Annotated in this window: 18 protein-coding genes; 10 read left to right on the plus strand and 8 right to left on the minus strand. The window is 73.6% G+C overall.

The genetic code is table 11. The features are described 5' to 3' along the window. Positions 1 to 124 precede the first annotated feature (124 nt). Positions 125 to 934, plus strand: a complete 810-nt coding sequence (locus R7226_RS08720) for an ABC transporter ATP-binding protein (RefSeq protein ID WP_318596685.1) — start codon at positions 125 to 127, stop codon at positions 932 to 934. After that, a complete protein-coding gene (locus R7226_RS08725; RefSeq protein WP_318596686.1) occupies positions 931 to 1,509 on the plus strand; it encodes a TetR family transcriptional regulator in 579 nt (192 codons plus the stop codon). Before R7226_RS08720 ends, R7226_RS08725 begins: the two co-directional genes overlap by 4 nt. On the opposite strand, the gene R7226_RS08730 is transcribed toward R7226_RS08725, so the two are convergent. Both R7226_RS08730 and R7226_RS08735 read right to left on the minus strand, forming a co-directional pair. Beyond that, a complete protein-coding gene (locus R7226_RS08730) occupies positions 1,400 to 2,899 on the minus strand; it encodes a sensor histidine kinase (RefSeq protein ID WP_318596687.1) in 1,500 nt (499 codons plus the stop codon). The two genes, R7226_RS08725 and R7226_RS08730, sit on opposite strands and share 110 nt — an antisense overlap. Beyond that, the gene (locus R7226_RS08735) at positions 2,896 to 3,567 is read right to left on the minus strand and encodes a response regulator transcription factor (RefSeq protein WP_318596688.1); all 672 of its coding nucleotides are present in this window, start codon (positions 3,565 to 3,567) and stop codon (positions 2,896 to 2,898) included. The genes R7226_RS08730 and R7226_RS08735 overlap by 4 nt, the downstream gene beginning before the upstream one ends. 146 nt (positions 3,568 to 3,713) lie before the next feature. Here R7226_RS08735 and R7226_RS08740 point away from each other — a divergent pair, with 146 nt between their 5' ends. Together R7226_RS08740 and R7226_RS08745 are read left to right on the plus strand one after the other, a co-directional pair. Continuing rightward, positions 3,714 to 4,409, plus strand: coding sequence for a hypothetical protein (locus tag R7226_RS08740; protein WP_318596689.1), 696 nt, complete (start codon positions 3,714 to 3,716; stop codon positions 4,407 to 4,409). A 151-nt stretch (positions 4,410 to 4,560) separates the two neighbouring features. After that, complete coding sequence (locus R7226_RS08745) at positions 4,561 to 4,875, plus strand: PadR family transcriptional regulator (protein WP_318596690.1); 315 nt, start codon at positions 4,561 to 4,563, stop codon at positions 4,873 to 4,875. A 42-nt stretch (positions 4,876 to 4,917) separates the two neighbouring features. On the opposite strand, the gene R7226_RS08750 is transcribed toward R7226_RS08745, so the two are convergent. Further along, on the minus strand, positions 4,918 to 6,429 hold the full coding sequence (locus R7226_RS08750; RefSeq protein ID WP_318596691.1) for a spermidine synthase: 1,512 nt from the start codon (positions 6,427 to 6,429) through the stop codon (positions 4,918 to 4,920). An 11-nt stretch (positions 6,430 to 6,440) separates the two neighbouring features. Beyond that, positions 6,441 to 6,623: a rubredoxin gene (locus R7226_RS08755; protein WP_183342143.1), complete on the minus strand. Its 183-nt coding sequence runs from the start codon at positions 6,621 to 6,623 to the stop codon at positions 6,441 to 6,443. Between the two features lie 37 nt (positions 6,624 to 6,660). Here R7226_RS08755 and R7226_RS08760 point away from each other — a divergent pair, with 37 nt between their 5' ends. From R7226_RS08760 to R7226_RS08770, 3 genes are read left to right on the plus strand one after another with little or no spacing between them, the layout of a single operon-like run. Beyond that, positions 6,661 to 7,326, plus strand: coding sequence for an NUDIX hydrolase (locus R7226_RS08760; RefSeq protein ID WP_318596692.1), 666 nt, complete (start codon positions 6,661 to 6,663; stop codon positions 7,324 to 7,326). 4 nt (positions 7,327 to 7,330) lie between these two features. Next, complete coding sequence (locus R7226_RS08765) at positions 7,331 to 8,356, plus strand: NAD-dependent epimerase/dehydratase family protein (protein WP_318596693.1); 1,026 nt, start codon at positions 7,331 to 7,333, stop codon at positions 8,354 to 8,356. Positions 8,357 to 8,400: 44 nt separating this feature from the next. Next, the gene (locus tag R7226_RS08770; RefSeq protein WP_318596694.1) at positions 8,401 to 9,534 is read left to right on the plus strand and encodes an aldo/keto reductase; all 1,134 of its coding nucleotides are present in this window, start codon (positions 8,401 to 8,403) and stop codon (positions 9,532 to 9,534) included. A gap of 63 nt (positions 9,535 to 9,597) precedes the next feature. Here the strand turns inward: R7226_RS08770 and R7226_RS08775 are convergent, their stop codons facing one another. Next, positions 9,598 to 10,809, minus strand: a complete 1,212-nt coding sequence (locus R7226_RS08775) for a M24 family metallopeptidase (RefSeq protein WP_318596695.1) — start codon at positions 10,807 to 10,809, stop codon at positions 9,598 to 9,600. A gap of 61 nt (positions 10,810 to 10,870) precedes the next feature. Continuing rightward, entirely contained in the window at positions 10,871 to 11,860 is a 990-nt protein-coding gene (locus tag R7226_RS08780; protein WP_318596696.1) for a GlxA family transcriptional regulator, read from the minus strand. Between the two features lie 171 nt (positions 11,861 to 12,031). Here R7226_RS08780 and R7226_RS08785 point away from each other — a divergent pair, with 171 nt between their 5' ends. Beyond that, positions 12,032 to 12,973, plus strand: coding sequence for an NADP-dependent oxidoreductase (locus R7226_RS08785; RefSeq protein WP_404827798.1), 942 nt, complete (start codon positions 12,032 to 12,034; stop codon positions 12,971 to 12,973). Between the two features lie 15 nt (positions 12,974 to 12,988). Here the strand turns inward: R7226_RS08785 and R7226_RS08790 are convergent, their stop codons facing one another. Next, complete coding sequence (locus tag R7226_RS08790) at positions 12,989 to 14,983, minus strand: glycoside hydrolase family 15 protein (RefSeq protein WP_318596698.1); 1,995 nt, start codon at positions 14,981 to 14,983, stop codon at positions 12,989 to 12,991. Between the two features lie 59 nt (positions 14,984 to 15,042). On the opposite strand from R7226_RS08790, the gene R7226_RS08795 reads away from it, so the two are divergent. Next, entirely contained in the window at positions 15,043 to 15,579 is a 537-nt protein-coding gene (locus R7226_RS08795; RefSeq protein ID WP_318596699.1) for a hypothetical protein, read from the plus strand. On the opposite strand, the gene R7226_RS08800 is transcribed toward R7226_RS08795, so the two are convergent. Beyond that, positions 15,576 to 16,322 carry a cytochrome c biogenesis CcdA family protein gene (locus tag R7226_RS08800; RefSeq protein WP_318596700.1) on the minus strand — a complete coding sequence of 249 codons (747 nt, stop codon included), beginning with the start codon at positions 16,320 to 16,322 and terminating at the stop codon, positions 15,576 to 15,578. The two genes, R7226_RS08795 and R7226_RS08800, sit on opposite strands and share 4 nt — an antisense overlap. 288 nt (positions 16,323 to 16,610) lie before the next feature. Between R7226_RS08800 and R7226_RS08805 the strand changes: the two genes are divergently transcribed. Next, positions 16,611 to 17,508 (plus strand): RNA polymerase sigma factor (locus R7226_RS08805; RefSeq protein ID WP_318596701.1); only part of this gene is annotated, 898 nt, incomplete at its 3' end.

The raw sequence follows: 17,508 nt of genomic DNA on the forward strand, positions 1-17,508 counted from the left end.
AGGGCTGCCTAAGCGCGCCGCTTCCTGAGAGGGCCGTCATCCAGCATCCCTTGGAGGCCCCCGACATGACGGTCCTCCGGGGTGGTGTCGTTACATTGATGTATCAGACTGTTACGCTGACGTAATGACCCCTGCGCTCGATCTCGCCGGCGTGTCGCTGTGGCGCTGGGACGCCGAGCAGCGGCGCGAGCGCCATCTGCTGCGCGACGTCGACTGGACCGTGCGGCCCGGCGAGCACTGGGCGCTGCTCGGCGCCAACGGCGCCGGCAAGACGACGCTGATGAACGTCGCAGCCGCCGTCCACCATCCCAGCGATGGCACCGCCGACGTGCTCGGGCAGCGGCTCGGACGGGTCGACCTGCGCGAGCTGCGCGCCCGCATCGGCCTCGTCGAGGCGAGAACGAGCCGCGCCTTCCGCCAGCGCCTGACGGCCGGCGAGGTCGTGCTGACCGGCGCCGCCGGCACGATCGCGCTGCGGCAGGCGACGGTCGATGACGCCACGCGCGCACGCGCCGCGACGCTGTTGGAGCGATTCGGCTGCGCCGCCCTCGCCGACCGCCCCTACGACGCGTGCAGCCAGGGCGAGCGCCAGCGCGTGCTGCTCGCCCGCGCGCTGATGCCTCGCCCGTCGCTGCTGCTGCTCGACGAGCCGGCGACCGGCCTCGACCTGCCCGGACGCGAGGCGTTGCTGAGCGCCGTCGCGACGATCGCGCGCGAGGAGCCCGAGACGGCGACCGTCACCGTCACGCACCACGTCGAGGAGCTGCCCTCCTCGACGACGCACGCGCTGCTGCTGCGCGACGGTGCCGTCGTCTCCGCGGGGCCGGCCGATGCGACGCTGACCGGCGCCAACCTGTCGCGGACGTTCGCAACGCCGGTCCGCGTCGATCGCGTCGGCGACCGCTGGATGGCGCGGGCCGAGGCGTCGTGGTGAGCGTCGCCGACGCCGACGCGCTGCGGCGGGCGCGCGACGCGATCGAGCAGGGCGGCTGGGAGGCCGCGACGATGGAGCGGCTGGCCGCCGCGCTCGGCGTCTCGCGGATGACGCTCCACCGCCGCGGCGTCCGCCGCGAGCACGTGCTCGCCGCCCTCGGCGAGCTGCTGCAGGAGGACTACCGCCGCGCGCTGTGGCCGGCGCTGACCGCGCCCGGCAGCGGCCGCGAGCGGCTCGCGACCGCGCTCGACGGGCTCTGCACGGTGACCGAGCAGAACCTTGCGCTGCTGGCCGCGCTCGACAGCGCCGAGCGCGACGAGATCTTCCACGAGCGCGCCACCGGCGGCGTGCTGACCAACGCCCTCTTCACCGAGCCGCTGCGGGCCCTGCTGCGCGACGGGATCGCCGACGGCACGCTCGCGATCGAGCAGGACGAGACCGTCGACGAGGTCGCGACGGTGCTGTTCAACCTGCTCTCGTGGACGTATCGCCACCTGCGCCTCGCCCACCGCTGGCCAGCTCGGCGGGCGGCGGAGGCGGTGACGCGGCGAGCGGTCCGCTCGGTGGCGGCGTAGCGTCGACCCACTCCCCCGGCAGCTCCAGCCGCATCAGCGCGCCGCCGCCGGGCGCGGCGGCGGCAGTCGCGCTGCCGCCGTGCAGCTCCGCCACCTGGCGCACGATCGCGAGGCCGAGGCCGGAGCCTGGCATCCCGCGCGCACCCGGCGCGCGGTAGAAGCGCTCGAAGACGTGCGGCAGATCGTCCGGGGCGATCCCCGGGCCACGGTCGCGGACCGTCAGCGCGCCCGCGGCGCTGAGCGCCACCGTCACCTCCGCGCCGAGCGGGCTCCACTTCGCCGCGTTGTCGAGCAGGTTCGCGACCGCGCGGTCCAGCCGCGCCGGCACGCCGCGCACCAGGCACGGCTCCAGCGCCGTCGCGAACAGCGGCGCGCCCGGCCGCCGCCGCGCCCGCGCGACCGCCTCCTCCACCAGCAGGTCGAGCCGCACGTCCTCGACCGCCGCCGCCGGCTCCTGCTCGCGCGCCAGCTCGACGAGGTCGCCGACGAGGCCGCTCAGCTCCTCCAGCTGCTCGACGACGTCGCTCAGCAGCCGCCGCCGCTCGTCGTCGGGCAGACCGGCCGGCAGCGCCAGCACCTCGATGTTCGTGCGCAGGCTCGTCAACGGCGTGCGCAGCTCGTGCGAGGCGTCGGCGACGAGCTGGCGCTGGCGCCCGACCGACGCCTCCAGCGCCGCCAGCATCGTGTTGAACGAGCGCGCCAGCCGCGCGATCTCGTCGGCGTCTGCGCCCGCGCGCGGATCGACGTCGATCCGCCGCGTCAGATCGCCCGTCTCCCCCACATGCTCGACGGCCGCCGTCAACCGGCCGACCGGGCGCAGCGCCGTGCGCGCCACCAGCCGCCCGAGCGCCGCCGCCAGCGCGATCCCGCCGGCGCTGACGAGCAGCAGCACGAGCGCCAGCCGGTCGAGCGTGCGGTCGACGTCGGTCAACGGCCGCGCGACCTGCGCCGCGAAGCCCTCCGCCAGCGGCGTCGTGAGGATCCGCACGGGCGTGTCGTCCACGCGCGCGTCGGAGAAGAAGGCGCCGCGCTCACCGCTCGCGACCGCCCTCGTCGCGCTGTCGACCGGCAGCTCCGGCGCGCCCTCCTCGCCGGGCGGCGGCCAGAGGCGCGTGCCGTCCGCCGCGACCGCGGCGACGTAGGTCGTCTGCAGCCCGAGCGCGTCACGCGGCGCCGCGAAGCCGCGCATTCTGCGCACGCCCTCGCCCGGCGGCGGCGGACCGCCGAGCGCGAAGCGCAGTCTCGTCGGCGCGCTGACCTGCCGCAGCTCGGCGTCGAGGCGGCCACGCAGCTCCCCGCGCACGACGACGTAGACGATCCCGGAGGCGAGCACGATCGCCACGGCGACGGCGGCCGCGGCGAGGAGCGCGAACCGGCGCCGCAGCGTCATCGCTCGCGCAGCACGTAGCCGACGCCGCGGACCGTGTGGATCAGGCGCGGCTCGCCGCCGGCCTCGGTCTTGCGCCGCAGGTAGCCGACGTAGACCTCCAGCGAGTTCGAGGTCGAGCCGAAGTCATAGCCCCACACGTGCTCGAAGATCACGCTGCGCGGCAGCACCTGGCGCGGGTGGCGCAGCAGCAGCTCCAGCAGCAGGAACTCGGTCCGCGTCAGCTCGATCGCGCGCTCGCCGCGGTGGACCTCGTGCGCGACCGGGTCGAGCGTCAGGTCGCCGAAGCGCAGCAGCTCCCGCTCGTCGGCGCCGGTGCGCCGCAGCAGCGCCCGCAGCCGTGCGCTCAGCTCCTCCAGCGCGAACGGCTTGACGAGGTAGTCGTCGGCGCCGGCGTCGAGGCCGCTGACGCGGTCGGCGACCTGGTCGCGGGCGGTCAGCATCAGCACGGGCGTGCGGTCCCCGGCGGCGCGCAGGCGCCGGCAGACCTCCAGCCCGCCGACCTCCGGCATCAGCACGTCGAGCACGACGGCGTCCGGCGCGACGCCCGTCAGCGCCTCCAGCGCCTGGCGGCCGTCGGCGGCCAGCGCCACCTCGTAGCCGTCCAGCCGCAGCGCGCGTTCGAGCGCGCTGCGCACCGCCGGTTCGTCGTCGACCACCAGGATGCGCATCCGCAGCACGATCCAGCGGCAGGCTGAACACTGCCTAAGAGCGACCTGGGAGAAGCCTGAGAACAGGCCTTGAGCCGGCGCACCAGCGTCTAGGAAGATGGTCCAGAACGCTCAAGCGGGGCGCGCGGCGCGTCGATCTCCGGAGCATGCCCCGACGCCCGCTGACACTGCTCCTGACCGCGCTCGCGCTGCTGCTCGTGGCCGCGCCCGCCTCCCTCGCCGCCGCCCCGGCCGCGACCGCCGCCCCCACCGCCCGCCTCGCCGTCGACTGCGCCGACGACGAGCTGCTGGTCGAACAGGAGGACGGCACGACCGTCTGCGGCGAGGACGACCTCGGCGACGACGACCTCGACGCGCTCTGCGAGGACGACTGGTCCGACGACGACGGCGAGGACTGGGGCGACAAGGGCGCCGACGAGGAGGAGGTCTCCGCCGCCGTCAGCGACGACGACTGCGCCGAGGACGGCGACTTCGCGGGCGCGACGATCAGCGGCCTGCAGGCGAAGGTGCTTGGCAGAGGCCGCGGCGCGCAGGTCCAGGTCGGCTTCACGCTCGACGCCGCCGACACGGTCGAGCTGACGCTCGCGCGCAGCACCGCCGGCACGGCGAGCGGCAAGCGCTGCGTCGTGCGCACGGCGAAGAAGGGCAAGGCCGCGAAGGGCAAGCGCTGCACCCGCACGACCGGCTTCGGCGGCGCCGTCACGGTCGCGGGCGCGGCGGGCGCCAACACCGTCACGCCGAGCCGCTGGAAGGGCCGCAAGCTGAAGCCCGGCACCTACGTGCTCAGCGCCACCACCGGCGACGGCGGCAAGACCGCGACGTTCAAGATCGCCGCGCCCTGAACTCCCGCGGCGCCCGCGCGCCGCAATCGCAGAGGACCCCGCGAGCGCGCCCAACCGGGCGCGCTTGCGCTCTGTCGGGTCAGCCTCTAGCGTTCTGACCTGAACAAGTTTCCAGGGTGCCGGGAGCGCACCATCAGGGGCAGGGGATTGCGTGCGATCGACGGTCGACGTGGCGGTGCTGGGGTTGGTGCTCGAACGCCCGAGCTACGGATACGAGCTGAGCAAGCGCTTCGAGCAGCGCTTCGGCGCGCTGCTGAGCGTCAGCCGCTCGCACATCTACAGCGCGCTCAACAGCCTCCTGCGCGACCGGCTGATCGAGCCGCTCCCGCACGACGGCTCGCAGCGCCAGCCGAAGGTCCACTACCGCGCCACCGCCGACGGCGTCGCCGCCTTCCGCACGTGGCTGGCCGAGCGCCGCGCGCTGACGGCGGTGCTCAGCGAGCTGGACGAGGCAGCGCTCTCCTAGCGCTCGCCGGACGCGGCCGGCAAGCCCTGCCGCGGCGCGCGTCTACCGCTCGCCGCTTGCCGCGACCTGCACGATCGAGGCGTCGATCAGCCACTCGACCGGCGAGATGTCGTCGGTGTAGACCTTCCCGCCGGGCAGCCGCGGCGCGATCCGCGCCGCCGTCTGCTCGGCGACCGGCCGCAGCTCGACCGGCAGCCCCGGGATCGCCGCGCGCAGCGCCTCCGGCGAGATCTGCCCGTCGCCGGCCATCGCGATCGTGTTGACGTCCTGGCTGGGATCGCGCACGACCGTCGAGAAGACGTCGGCCATCGTCGCCGTCAGCACCTCCTCCAGCGCGTGCGAGGACTCCGGGTGGCCGATGTTGACGAGCACGACGCCGCCCGGGTTGAGGTGGTCCCGCACCTCCTCGAAGAACTCCTTCGTCGCGAGGTGGAACGGCACGTACGGCTGGCGGTAGGCGTCGACGAAGATCGCGTCGTATCTGCGCTCCTGCGCGCGCAGCCACGGCCGCCCGTCGGCGGTGTGCAGGTGCACGTTCGGCGCGTCGCGGCGGTTGAGGTCGAACATCGACCGTGCCAGCTCGTTCAACTCGCCGTCGATCTCGACGCCGTCGACGCGCGTGTCGGGGAAGTAGTGGCCGTACTGGCGCGCGACGGTGCCGGCGGCGTTGCCGAGGATCGCGACCGATCTCGGCGGCGTCGCGTCGGGGCTCGCCGCGAACGGCAGCGTCAGGAACTCGTCCCAGTAGTTGCCGGTCAGCCATCTGCCGGGGTCATAGATCGAGTGCACCGCCTGGCCCTCGTTCAGCTCCAGCCGCCGCTGGCCGTCGTCGCGCTCGATCACGACGGCGTACTGGTACAGCGTCTCCTTCTCCCAGATCACCTTGCCGTCCTCGACCGCCTTGACCGTACCGACCGGCAGCGCCAGCAGGATCGCGATCACGATCGGCGCCGGCGCGAAGCGGCGCCCGAGCGAGACGGCCGCGACGACCGCCAGCGCGAGCGCGTAGATCAGGAAGGTCCGGCGCGTACCGAGGAAGGGGATCAGCAGCAGCGAGCTGAGGAAGGTGCCGGCGAGCGAGCCGAGCGTCGAGATCGCGTAGAGGCGGCCGGTCACTCTGCCGGCCTCCTCGACCGAGCGGATCGCCAGCTTGACGACGAACGGCGAGACCATCCCGAGCAGCACCATCGGCACCGCCAGCAGCACCAGCACCGCGATCAGCGAGCCGACGAAGGCGCCGGCCGAGACGGAGCTGAGCGCATCGACGGAGACGCGCAGGAACGGCCGCGCGACGAACGGCAGGATCGCGAAGACGGCGGATGCGGCGAGGATGATCAGCGCCAGCCGTCTGCCGTCGTCGGGGGAGTCGTCGGCGAGCTTGCCGCCGAGCCAGTAGCCGACCGACAGCGCGACGAGCACGATGCCGATCGTGTTGGCCCAGATCAGGGTCGAGTCGCCGAACCACGGCGCCATCAGCCGCGCGGCGGCGATCTCCCCGCCGAGTGAGGCGGCCCCGCCGACGAAGGTGAGCGCGTAGAGGCGTCGGATGGGCACGTCGGGAACTACTAGTCCTCGTACGGGACGAAGTCCCGCTTGCGCGCGCCGCAGACGGGACAGAACCACGTCTCCGGAATGTCTTCGAACGCCGTCCCCGCGGGAATGCCGCCGTCGGGGTCGCCGTCCTCAGGGTCATAGATGAAACCGCAGGACTCGCAGATCCACTTCTGTGAGGTCTGAGTAGTGCTCATGACGACACGGTACCGCGCACACGGTAGGGTGCGACCCATGGAGCCGCACCCCGGCCTCGGCCCTGGCGAAGAGGTCAACACCGGACCCACCACCGCGCCGCGCATCGCCGCGAGCGTGATCGTCGTCCGCGGCGGCGACCGCGCGCTCGAGCTGCTGCTCGTGCAGCGCACCCACGCCGCGCGCTTCATGGGCGGCGTGTGGGTCTTCCCCGGCGGCTCGGTCGATCCCGCCGACGGTCCGACCGACCATCCCGAGGACCTGCAGTGGGCGCTGCGCGCCGCCGCCGTGCGCGAGGTCTCCGAGGAGGCCGGCATCCGCATCGACAGCGTCGAGTCGCTGACGCCCTTCTCGCGCTGGATCACCCCGGCGCACCTGACGACGCGCTTCGACACCTGGTTCTTCGTCACGCCGGCGCCGTGGGGCGCCGAGCCCGAGGTCGACGGCAGCGAGTGCATCGACGCCAAGTGGATCACGCCGACCGAGGCGCTCGCCGCCCACCAGGCGGGCACGCTGCCGCTCGTCTTCCCGACGATCAAGCACCTCGAGCAGCTGCGCGCCTTCAGCAGCGCCAACCAGCTGCTGGAGTACTCCTACGAGCTGATCATCGAGCCGGTCGAGCCGCGCGTGATCACCGTCAGAGACGAGATGCAGGTGCTGCTGCCCGGCGACCCCGGCTACGAGAGCGCGGGGCGCAGGAGCTAGCGCGATGGCCGCCGCCGCACCGCTCACGGTCGCCGTCACCGGCCCGACTGGAGAGATCGGGCGGGCGTTCGTGCGCGCGCTGGAGCGCAGCAGAGACGTCGGCCGCGTCAAGGCGCTCGGCCGGCGCCAGATCGATCCGGCCAGCGAGGGCTGGAAGAAGACCGAGTACCTGCGCGGAGACGTGCTCGACAGGGACGCGGTCGAGCAGGTCGTCGAGGGCGCCGACGTCGTCGTCCACCTCGCCTTCGCGATCATGGGCGCGCCCGGCGAGAACGGCCGCGAGGTCAACCTGACCGGCTCCCGCAACGTCTTCGGCGCCGCCGTCCGCGCTGGCGCCAGACGGCTCGTCTACACCTCGTCGGTCGCCGCCTACGGCTTCCACGACGACAACCCGCCGCTGCTGACCGAGGACGTCCACCCGCGCGGCACCGACGCGCACGCCTACTCGAAGGCGAAGGCGGCGGTCGAGCGGCTGCTGTCGGAGATGACGGTCGGCACGCACACCTCGACCTACGTCTTCCGCCCCTGCATCGTCGCCGGCCCCGATGCGCTGATGTTCATCGGCTCGATCCCGTACGTGCAGCTCGGCGACAAGATGCCGGCGGCCGTCTGGCGGCTGCTCGACGCCGTGCCGGTGCTCAAGCCCGTGATCCCCGACAACGGCATCTCCTTCCAGCTCGTCCACCACGACGACGTCGCCGCCGCGCTGCGCGCCGCCACGCTCGGCAGAGGCAGACCGGGGATCTACAACCTCGCCGCGCACGGGACGCTGACGATGCGCGACCTCGCCGACGACCTCGGCTGGTACGCGATCCCGGTGCCCGAGCTGGCCGTCGACGTTGCCGCCGAGATGGCGACGCGGCTGCCGTTCATCCCCGAGGACGCGCAATGGCTCAACGCACTGCGCGTGCCGATGCTGATGGACGTCTCGAAGGCCGAGCGCGAGCTGAGATGGCGGCCGAGATACGGCGTGCGCGAGACGTTGCGCGCGACGATCGCCGAAGCGCGGCTGTCGCAGATGCTGCGCTGAGCGCGCGCCCCGCCGCCTCCTGGTCCTGCGCTAGCTTCTTCGGCATGGCTCATCCCACCCGGACCGCGGTCGGCACCTGGAGCGGCGGCCGCTTCATGCACTTCGGCGAACCGCTCGACGACGAGCGCCTGCTGGCGCTGCTGCGGCCGGACGCGGGCATCAGAACCGTCCTGACGGCCGACGCCTACGGCGCCGGCGACGCCGACCGCCTGCTCGGCCGGGCGCTCGAGGGTCTCCCGCGCGAGGACTACGCGCTCGTCGGCGCCATCGGCCACGACTTCTACGACGGCGAGCGCGAGGGCGCGAAGGGCTTCCCGCGCTTCACCGACCCGCGCCTGCGCGGTCCCGAGGACTACGCGGGATATCTGCGCCGCGCGACCGAGGCGTCGCTGGAGCGCTGCGGGGTCGACCGCTTCGACCTGCTGCTGCTGCACAACCCCGATCAGATCGGCTACCGCAGCGAGCAGGTCTGGGACGGGATGGCGGCGCTGCGCGACGCCGGGCTGACCGACCTGATCGGGATCGCCCCCGGCCCCGCGAACGGCTTCACGCTCGACCTGATCGACTGCTTCGAGCGTTTCGGCGACCGCATCGACTGGGCGATGGTGATCCTCAACCCGCTCGAGCCGTGGCCCGGTGAGCTGGTGCTGCCGGCCGCCGTCAGACATGACGTGAAGCTGCTCACGCGCGTCGTCGACTACGGCGGCCTGTTCGGCGGCGACCTGCGCGATCCCGGCACGCTCGGTGAGCGCGACCACCGCAAGTTCCGCCCCGACGGCTGGGTTCAGCGCGGGCTGGAGCGGATCGAGCGGATGCACGCGATCGCCGACCGCCACGAGCTGACGCCGCTGCAGCTCGCCTGCCAGTGGAACCTCGCCCACCCGCAGGTGCAGAGCGTCGTGCCGACGCTCGTGCAGGAGGCCGGGCCGGACGCCAAGCCGGTCGAGGACAAGCGCGCCGAGCTGGCCGCGCTGCCGGCCGAGAACCGCCTGAGCGAGGCGGAGATCGCGGAGATCCGCGCGATCGGCGACAACGTCGGCTCGATGGCGCTGAAGGGCGCCGCGGTCGGCCACGATGGGCCGGCGAAGGCCGACGCCTGGCCGCTCGACGAGCCGTTGAGCGAGCTGGCCGCGCGCTGGGCGATCGACCCCGCGCGCGACCTCGTCAAGACGGTCTAGCGGCGCGCGGTCGGCGGGCGCGCTCCGCCGCGCACGGCCGGCGGGCGCCGCGTCGCCCGCCGTTCACCACCAGACCGCCGGGCAGGCGGCCGTCAGCACCTCGTTGCGATCGGGGTGGACGACGATCGCCTCCTCGTGGCTGATGCCACCGGTCTCCGGCGTTCCCATCACGATCTCCAGCGCCAGCACCTGCCCGGCCTCGATCGGCTGCGTCGAGCTGGCGGCGATGAACGGCCCTTCTGTCGTCAGCCCCAGCTGGTGGCCGAACATCGGCACGAAGCCCTCGAAGTAGCCGTGCGGCGGATGGCCGCGCTCGGTCAGGAAGGCGACGCCGGCGTCGTGGACGGCGGCGTGGGTCACGCCCGGTCTGACGGTGTCGATCAGCGTCTGGATCAGGTCGACCGCCTGCTGCAGCACGACCGCCTGCGGCTCGCTCGCCGGCTGGCCGACGCAGGCGGAGCGGGCGAGGTCGGTGTAGTAGCCGAGCACCGGGCCGAAGCCGTCGACGCGCAGCAGATCGCCCTGTCTCAGCGGCCGGCGCGCGTCGAACGACGGCACGCCGCGCGGCGCGTTGGGGCGGCACGGCAGCCCCGAGCCGATCACGACGTCGTCGGGGAAGCCGCCGCCGGCGAGCAGCACGGGCATGCCGAGCGCGACCAGGTCGGCCTCGGTGCGGCCGGGCTCGGCCGCCTCCACCATCGCGCCGATCCAGGCGCCGCCGACCGCCGAGGCGTGACGCAGCAGCGCGATCTCGGCCGGGCTCTTGACGCGGTGCAGCGGCTCGACGATCGCGTCGGCCGCCACGAGCGTCACCGCGGCCGCGCCGGCCGCCGCCAGCTGCGCCTCGATCGCGCGCCGCTGACGGTCCAGGAACGCGCCCTCGCCGGCGATCCCGACGCGCTTGCCGGCGAGGCCGGCGTCACGCAGCGCCTGCGCGACGCCCTCGGTGACCGACTCGACCGTGCGCGCGTCGGCGACGGTCAGGTCGGCGGCCGGCACACGCTGGTCGAGCACGAGGATCGGCTCCCCATCGACCGGCAGCACGAGCGCCGAGAAGCCCTTGTCGCCGAACGGCGCGGCGGAGGCGAAGCCCGACTGGTGGTCGGCGAGCCAGCGGACGGCCCACGACCAGTCGACGCTGCCCCACGCGAGCAGCCCGTCGAGGCCGGCCGCGTCGATCGCGCGGCGGGTCCGTTCGCGGCGCTGCGCGAACTCGCCGGGCGCGATCGGCGGCGGGGCGTCGGCGACCGTCGGGGCCGTGGGCGCGGCGGGCATGGCAGCTCCTTGCTGGTCTGTTCAGGGCCGGTCGAGCAGCCGGCGCGGCACGGATTGGATCCTACACTGCTGCCAATGGATCCATACTCTGCGGGACCCGGAACGTCCGCCGGTACGCCCGCGGCGAGACGCCGATCGCGCTGCGCAGGTGCTGGCGCAACAGCGCCGCGCTGCCGAAGCCGGCCTCGTAGGCGACGCTCTCGACCGGCAGGTCGGTCGTCTCCAGCAGGCTGCGGGCGCGGTCGACGCGCTGCCGCACGATCCACTGCGACGGGCTCGTGCCGACCTCGGCGCGAAAGCGGCGCGTGAAGGTCCGCACGCTCATGCCGGCGTGCGCGGCGAGCGCCTCCAGCGTCAACGGCTCGCGCAGCCGCGCGCTCGCCCACTCGCGTGTGGGCGCCGTCGTCGCCGTCGAGACGGCCGGGACCGGGCGCTCGATGAACTGCGCCTGCCCGCCGTCGCGCCACGGCGGCACGACGCAGCGCCGCGCCGCCGCGTTGGCGACCGCGGCGCCGTGGTCGCGCCGCACGACGTGGAGGCAGAGGTCGACGCCGGCGGCGCCGCCGGCCGAGGTCAGCACGCGGCCGTTGTCGACGAACAGCACGTCGGGGCGCAGCTCGACGCGCGGGAAGAGGCGGGCAAAGCGGTCGGCCTGGCACCAGTGGGTCGTCGCCGGCAGGTCGTCGAGCAGGCCGGCGGCGGCGAGCACGAACGAGCCGGTGCAGATACTGAGGATCCGCGTGCGCGCAGGCAGCGACCGCAGCAGCCCGTCCAGCTCCGGCGGCAGCTCGCCGAGCTCCCGCAGCCGCCCCTCCGGCTCCTGCGTCGCGACGACGACCGTGTCGGCCTCCAACAGCGCGCGCTCGTCGCGCTCGACGACGATCGCGAAGTCCTCCGAGGTGCGCACGGGTGTGCCGCCGAGAGAGCAGGTGACGACCTCGTAGAGCAGCGCGCCGGCGTCGTCGTGCGCGGCACCGAAGACGCGCGCGGCGATCCCGAGGTCGAACGGGATGACGCGGTCGAGGGCGAGGACGGCGACGCGATGGGGCATTGGCCCGATTATTGCGCATGTTGTCCTTTCGGCCACTGGCGGTCGCCGTCGCCACGTCGCAGACTGGCTCCCATGAGCACGATCGAACGCACCGAAGACGCTGCCGCGGCCGCCGAAGCCGCGCCCGCCGCCGACACGACCGCGGCCGCCGCCGACGCCTCCCTCCCGACGATGCGCGCCGTCGTCGCCGACGGCTGGGGCGGCCCCGAGGTCCTGCGCGAGCGCGACCTCCCCCGCCCCGCCCCCGGCCCGACCGAGATCGCCGTCGCCGTCCACGCCGCCGGCGTCAACCCCGTCGACTGGTTCTCACGTTCGACCGGCGGCTTCGGCCTCTGGGCGGAGCCGCCGGTGATCGGCTGGGACGTCTCCGGCGTCGTCACCGCCGTCGGCCCCGGCGCCTCGCTTCACCGCGTCGGCGACGAGGTCTACGGGCTGCCGCGCTTCCCCCACCAGGCCGGCGCCTACGCCGAGGTCGTCGTCGCCCCCTCGCGCCAGTTCGCGCCGAAGCCGGCCGCGCTCAGCCACGTCGAGGCGGCTGCGCTGCCGCTGGCCGGCCTGACGGCGTGGCAGGCGCTCGCCGAGGTCGCGCGCGTCCAGCCCGGCCAGCGCGTGCTCGTCCACGCCGCCGGCGGCGGCGTCGGCCACATCGCGGTGCAGCTCGCGAAGGCGCTCGGTGCCGAGGTGATCGGGACCGCCTCGGCCGCCAAGCACGCGTGGCTGCGCGAGCTCGGCGCCGACCAGCTGATCGACCACGCGACGAGCGACTTCGCCGCCGAACTGCGCGACGTCGACGTCGTGCTCGACACGCGCGGCGGCGACTACGCGGCACGCTCGCTCGACGTGCTGCGCGACGGCGGGACGCTCGTCTCGATCAACAACCCCGGCGAGCCGGGAGCCGAGGTCGCCGCCGCCGCGGCCGCCCGCGGGATCGCGACCGGCTTCACGCTCGTCGAGCCCGACCGCCACGGCCTGCTGGAGCTGGCCCGGCTGGTCGAGGCGGGCAGGCTGCGCCCGGCGATCGCCGCGACCTTCGCGCTCGCCGAGGCCGGCCGCGCGCACCAGCTCGGCGAGCAGGGCCGCACCGCCGGCAAGATCGTGCTGACGGTGCGCTGAGGCAGCCGGCGGGCGCTACCGCAGCTCGGCCTGCTCGCCCTCGATCACGTGCATGACGGCGTTGATGAGCGCCAGGTGGGTGAACGCCTGCGGGTAGTTGCCGAGCTGGCGGCCGCTGTGCGGGTCGAGCTCCTCGGCGTAGAGCAGCAGCGGCGAGGCGTTTGCCAGCAGCTTCTCCAGCAGCGACTTCGCGCGGCGGTGGTCGCCGATCTCCTCCAGCGCGGCGACGAGCCAGAAGGAGCAGATCAGGAAGGTCCCCTCCTCGCCGGAGAGGCCGTCGTCGGTCTCCTCGACGCGGTAGCGCAGCACGAAGCCGTGGTCGGTCAGGTCGCGCGCGATCGCCCGCACCGTCGCGCAGACGCGCTCGTCGTCGGGCGACAGGAAGCGTACGAGCGGGATCAGCAGCACAGAGGCGTCGAGCGCATCGGTGTCGTAGTGCTGGCGGAAGATCCCGTCGCGCACCCCGTTGTCGAGGATGTCGGCCTTGATCTGATCGGCGATCGCCTGCCACGAGTCGGCCAGGTCGGATTCGCCGTGGATCTCCGCCAGCCGCGCGCCGCGGTCGAGCGCGACCCAGCACATCAGCTTCGAGGAGACGTAGTGCTGCGGCGCGCCACGCGCCTCCCAGATCCCCTGGTCGGGCCGGTCCCAGACCTCGATCGCGCACTCGACCTGGTCCTTCAGCACCGGCCACAGCCGCTGCGGCAGGTGGCCGCCGACCTTCGTGTGCAGATAGACCGAGTCGAGCACCGCGCCATAGACGTCGTTCTGGCGCTGGTCGAAGGCGCCGTTGCCGATCCGCACCGGCTTCGCGCCGTCGTAGCCGGTCAGGTGGTCGAGCGTCGACTCGGTCAGGTCCTTGTCGCCGCAGACGCCGTACATGATCTGCAGCGAACCGTCGTCGTTGCGCGGCACGTCGGCGACGAACTGCATGAAGTCGTCGGCCTCCCAGTCGAGCCCGAGCGCGTGCAGGCCCCACAGCGTGAAGGTCGCGTCGCGCATCCACGTGTAGCGGTAGTCCCAGTTGCGCTCGCCGCCCGGCGTCTCCGGCAACGAGGTCGTCAGCGCCGCGACCATCGCGCCGGTCGGCGCGTAGGTCAGCCCCTTCAGCGTCAGCGCCGAGCGCTGCAGGTGGGTCCGCCAGGGATGGTCGGGGAACCTGCCGTCGTCGAGCCAGTCGCGCCAGAAGTGCGACGTGCGCTCCAGCATCTCCGTCGCATCGGCCGCCGTCGCGGGCCCGTGCAGGTCGTTCGCCCACGACAGCGCGACGAAGCGCGTCTCGCCCTCCCTGAGCGTGTGACGGGCGCGGGCGCGGTTGCCCTCTATCCCTATCCGCAGGTCGCTCATCAGCCGCATCGAGCCGGTGTGGTGATGGGCGTCGACGGCCATGTAGGTGCCCTCGACGTCGGTCCACTCGGCCGGCTCGCGCGCGTAGTCGAACATCGGCTCGCAGACCATCTCGATCTGCACGCTCCCCTGGATGCACTCGATCGTGCGCACGAGCACGTGCTCAGCGGCGTCGTCGGTCGGCGGGCGCGTGCGGCTGCCGTCGCCGTCGTTGTGCAGCCCCCACGGCCCGATCGCGAGCGCGTCGCGCACGATCACCCAGCCCGACGGCGTCATCCACGTCGTCTCGACGATGTTGGTGCCCGGCTCGTAGCGGCGGGCGCCGGGGACGTTCATGCCATACGGCCCGAGCCGGAAGGCGCCGGCGCCGCGGTCGAGCAGCGTGCCGAAGACGCTCGGCGCGTCGAAGCGCGGCGCGCACAGCCACTCGATCGTGCCGTCGGGCGCGACCAGCGCGCCGGTGTGGCAGTCGGAGATGAAGGCGTAGTCGCCGATCGGCGGGAACGGCGAGCTGGCCGGCTCGCGCCGGTGGCCGCGGGCGTTGGCGCGCGGACCGCCGCGGCCGGTCGTGCGGGCCGCTCTGGCGTGGGCGGGATGCGCGGCTCTTGCGCGTGCGGGGCGCGCAGCTCTGGTCGGGCCTGCCTCGCGCGCGCTGTCGCTCATCCTGCTCCTCCGCCTTCGTTCGCCGGTCCGTCTGCTGCGCCCACCATGCTGTCACGCCGATGAGCCCGCCGCCATCCGAGCCGCTCAGACTGGACGCACCGCTGCCCGGCAACGCGCTCGCGGCCGAGCTGACGTGGCTGGCGCCGCGCCCCGGCCTGCGGCCTGGCGACGTCGCGGTCGAGCGGATCGAGGCGCAGCACGCCGAGCTGCGCGTGCAGGGGCTGAGCGGGAAGTGGGAGCAGCGGCGGCTGACGCTCGCGGAGGCCGACGCATGGCTGGGCGAGGCACGGGCGCTGCAGGCGAGCACCGCCGACTTCGACGCACGCACGCGCTCGCGCGCGGCCGCGCGCGCGACGGAGCGGGAGCAGATCGCGGCGACGATCGTTCCCCGCTGCCCCTACTGCGACCTGCCGCGCGCCTATGCCGGCCGCCGCGACGTCGTCACCGCCGGGCGACCGGAAGAGCTGCAGCGGGAGGACTCGTCGCTGCGCCGCTTCGGCTCGACCACGTGGCATGAGTACATCTGCCGCCGCTGCGGCTCGCTGGAGCTGTTCGGCGGCGGGCTCGATCACCCGCTGCCGGGCTCAGCGGCCTAGACCGAATTCCAGAAGTCGAGGCCGAGGTCGTCGAGCAGGTTCTGCGCCTCGGCGTTGAGGCGGAAGAACTCGCCGGTCCAGATCAGGATCCCCATCGCGATCAGCACCACGCCGCCGACCGCGATCACGACGCTGTAGTGGCGCTTTACGAAGGTGAAGGCGGTCGTCATGCGGCCGAAGGCGACCGACGTCAGCAGGAACGGGATCGCCAGCCCGGCCGAGTAGGCGGCGAGCAGCAGCGCGCCGCGGCCGGCCGAATCCGACAGCGCCGCGGCGCTGAGGATCGCGCCGAGCGTCGGGCCGATGCACGGGGTCCAGGCGATCGCGAAGGCGGCGCCGGCGATCACGGGCCCGCCGCGACCAGCGCGTGACATCAGCCCGCCGACGTGGAACTCGCGGTTGAGTCTGGTCACGAACGGCGCGGCGACGAAGAAGATCCCCATCGCGATGATCACCGCCGCCGAGACCTTCTCGAGCGTCTCGCGGTGATCCTGGAGCGTCGCGCCGACAGCGGTCGCGCCCAGCCCGAGCATGATGAAGATCGTCGAGAAGCTGAGCACGAACAGCAGGCTCGGGCCGAGCACGCGCAGCGTGCCGCCGGGCTGCTCGCGCGCCTGATCGGGCGTGACGCCGGCGACGGCGGAGATGTAGCCGGGCACCAGCGGCAGCACGCACGGCGAGAGGAACGAGACGAGTCCGGCCGCCACGGCGAGCGGGATGCCGACTCCGTTGGCGGGATCCATGGACCGTCAAGGGTACCGGCGCGGGGCCGCTGGTCTCGCCCGGCCGCGTTTGCGGGCGATATCGACGCCCGGACGCGCCATCCCCCCTCGCGAGACAGACATTTCTGGCCCGCGGGGGAGAAATTTCCCTCGCGCTGTCACAAAGCAGGCGCTGCGGCTAGTTAACGAATGATGAGAGCGACGGGAAGCGTCTTCGAGATCGAGTACGTTTCCCACTACCAACCCGATCGACGGGGCTTGCGCGCAACTTTGCAGCGCAGGCCCCGTTGAGCGGGTAGGAGCGAACTTGTGGAAGCCTCTTCAATCCCAGCCACGGCAGGCCTGACGCGCAATCGAGCACGTCCCTCCGTCGGCCCCCTTCTGCGGCTGCGGTCTGACGAGCAGCTCGTCAAGCTCTTCCGCCAGGGCAACGAGGAGGCCTTCCGCGCGATCCACGATCGCTACCGGGCCCGGCTCTTCGCGTACACGCGCCAGATGCTCGCCGGCTCCAGACAGGACGCCGAGGACGCCCTCCAGGACGTCTTCGTGCGCGCCTACGGAGCGCTGCGGGCCAACGACCGCGAGGTCTCGCTGCGCGCCTGGCTGTACCGCGTCGCGCACAACCGCTGCATCGATGAGCTGCGCCGCCCCGCGCCGCCGCCGCCGGAGGTGCTGGAGCGGCTCTCGCCGCCGTCGCACGACCCGATCGCCGAAACCGAGCAGCGCGAGTCGCTGCGCCGGCTGGTCGAAGACGTCAGGCGGCTCCCGGAGCAGCAGCGCTCGGCGCTGCTGATGCGCGAGATCGTCGGGATGTCGTACGCCGACCTCGCCGCCGCGCTCGACGTCACCGTCCCCGCCGTCAAGTCGCTGCTGGTGCGCGCCCGCATGGGCCTCGCGCAGGCGGCCGAGGCGCGCGACACCGCCTGCATCGAGATCCGCGAGGAGCTGGTCGACGCGCACGACCGCGGCGTCCGCGCCAGCGGGCTCGCCCGCCGCCACCTGCACGACTGCGCCGGCTGCCGCGCGTACAAGAGAGAGCTGAAGACGATGCGCGAGCGCTTCGCCGCGCTGACGCCCGCGCTCGGGCCGATGGCGTTGCTGGCGAAGCTGCTGGGCATCGGCGGCGGCAGCGCCGCCGCCGGCTCTGCCGCGAGCGGCGGCGCCGGTGCCGCCGCGGGCGGCGCGGCCGCCGTCGCGGGCGGAGCAG

The organism is Conexibacter stalactiti (assembly GCF_033542075.1).
Classification (GTDB): domain Bacteria; phylum Actinomycetota; class Thermoleophilia; order Solirubrobacterales; family Solirubrobacteraceae; genus Conexibacter; species Conexibacter stalactiti.

What these genes read in the sequence shown, in the direction of transcription:
- R7226_RS08800 (WP_318596700.1), bottom strand. Translation starts at nt 16,322, where the DNA reads ATGGATCCCGCCAACGGAGTCGGCATCCCGCTCGCCGTGGCGGCCGGA.
- R7226_RS08735 (WP_318596688.1), bottom strand. Translation starts at nt 3,567, where the DNA reads ATGCGCATCCTGGTGGTCGACGACGAACCGGCGGTGCGCAGCGCGCTC.
- R7226_RS08760 (WP_318596692.1), top strand. Translation starts at nt 6,661, where the DNA reads ATGGAGCCGCACCCCGGCCTCGGCCCTGGCGAAGAGGTCAACACCGGA.
- R7226_RS08720 (WP_318596685.1), top strand. Translation starts at nt 125, where the DNA reads ATGACCCCTGCGCTCGATCTCGCCGGCGTGTCGCTGTGGCGCTGGGAC.
- R7226_RS08740 (WP_318596689.1), top strand. Translation starts at nt 3,714, where the DNA reads ATGCCCCGACGCCCGCTGACACTGCTCCTGACCGCGCTCGCGCTGCTG.
- R7226_RS08770 (WP_318596694.1), top strand. Translation starts at nt 8,401, where the DNA reads ATGGCTCATCCCACCCGGACCGCGGTCGGCACCTGGAGCGGCGGCCGC.
- R7226_RS08795 (WP_318596699.1), top strand. Translation starts at nt 15,043, where the DNA reads ATGAGCCCGCCGCCATCCGAGCCGCTCAGACTGGACGCACCGCTGCCC.
- R7226_RS08730 (WP_318596687.1), bottom strand. Translation starts at nt 2,899, where the DNA reads ATGACGCTGCGGCGCCGGTTCGCGCTCCTCGCCGCGGCCGCCGTCGCC.
- R7226_RS08780 (WP_318596696.1), bottom strand. Translation starts at nt 11,860, where the DNA reads ATGCCCCATCGCGTCGCCGTCCTCGCCCTCGACCGCGTCATCCCGTTC.
- R7226_RS08790 (WP_318596698.1), bottom strand. Translation starts at nt 14,983, where the DNA reads ATGAGCGACAGCGCGCGCGAGGCAGGCCCGACCAGAGCTGCGCGCCCC.
- R7226_RS08765 (WP_318596693.1), top strand. Translation starts at nt 7,331, where the DNA reads ATGGCCGCCGCCGCACCGCTCACGGTCGCCGTCACCGGCCCGACTGGA.
- R7226_RS08755 (WP_183342143.1), bottom strand. Translation starts at nt 6,623, where the DNA reads ATGAGCACTACTCAGACCTCACAGAAGTGGATCTGCGAGTCCTGCGGT.
- R7226_RS08785 (WP_404827798.1), top strand. Translation starts at nt 12,032, where the DNA reads ATGCGCGCCGTCGTCGCCGACGGCTGGGGCGGCCCCGAGGTCCTGCGC.
- R7226_RS08775 (WP_318596695.1), bottom strand. Translation starts at nt 10,809, where the DNA reads ATGCCCGCCGCGCCCACGGCCCCGACGGTCGCCGACGCCCCGCCGCCG.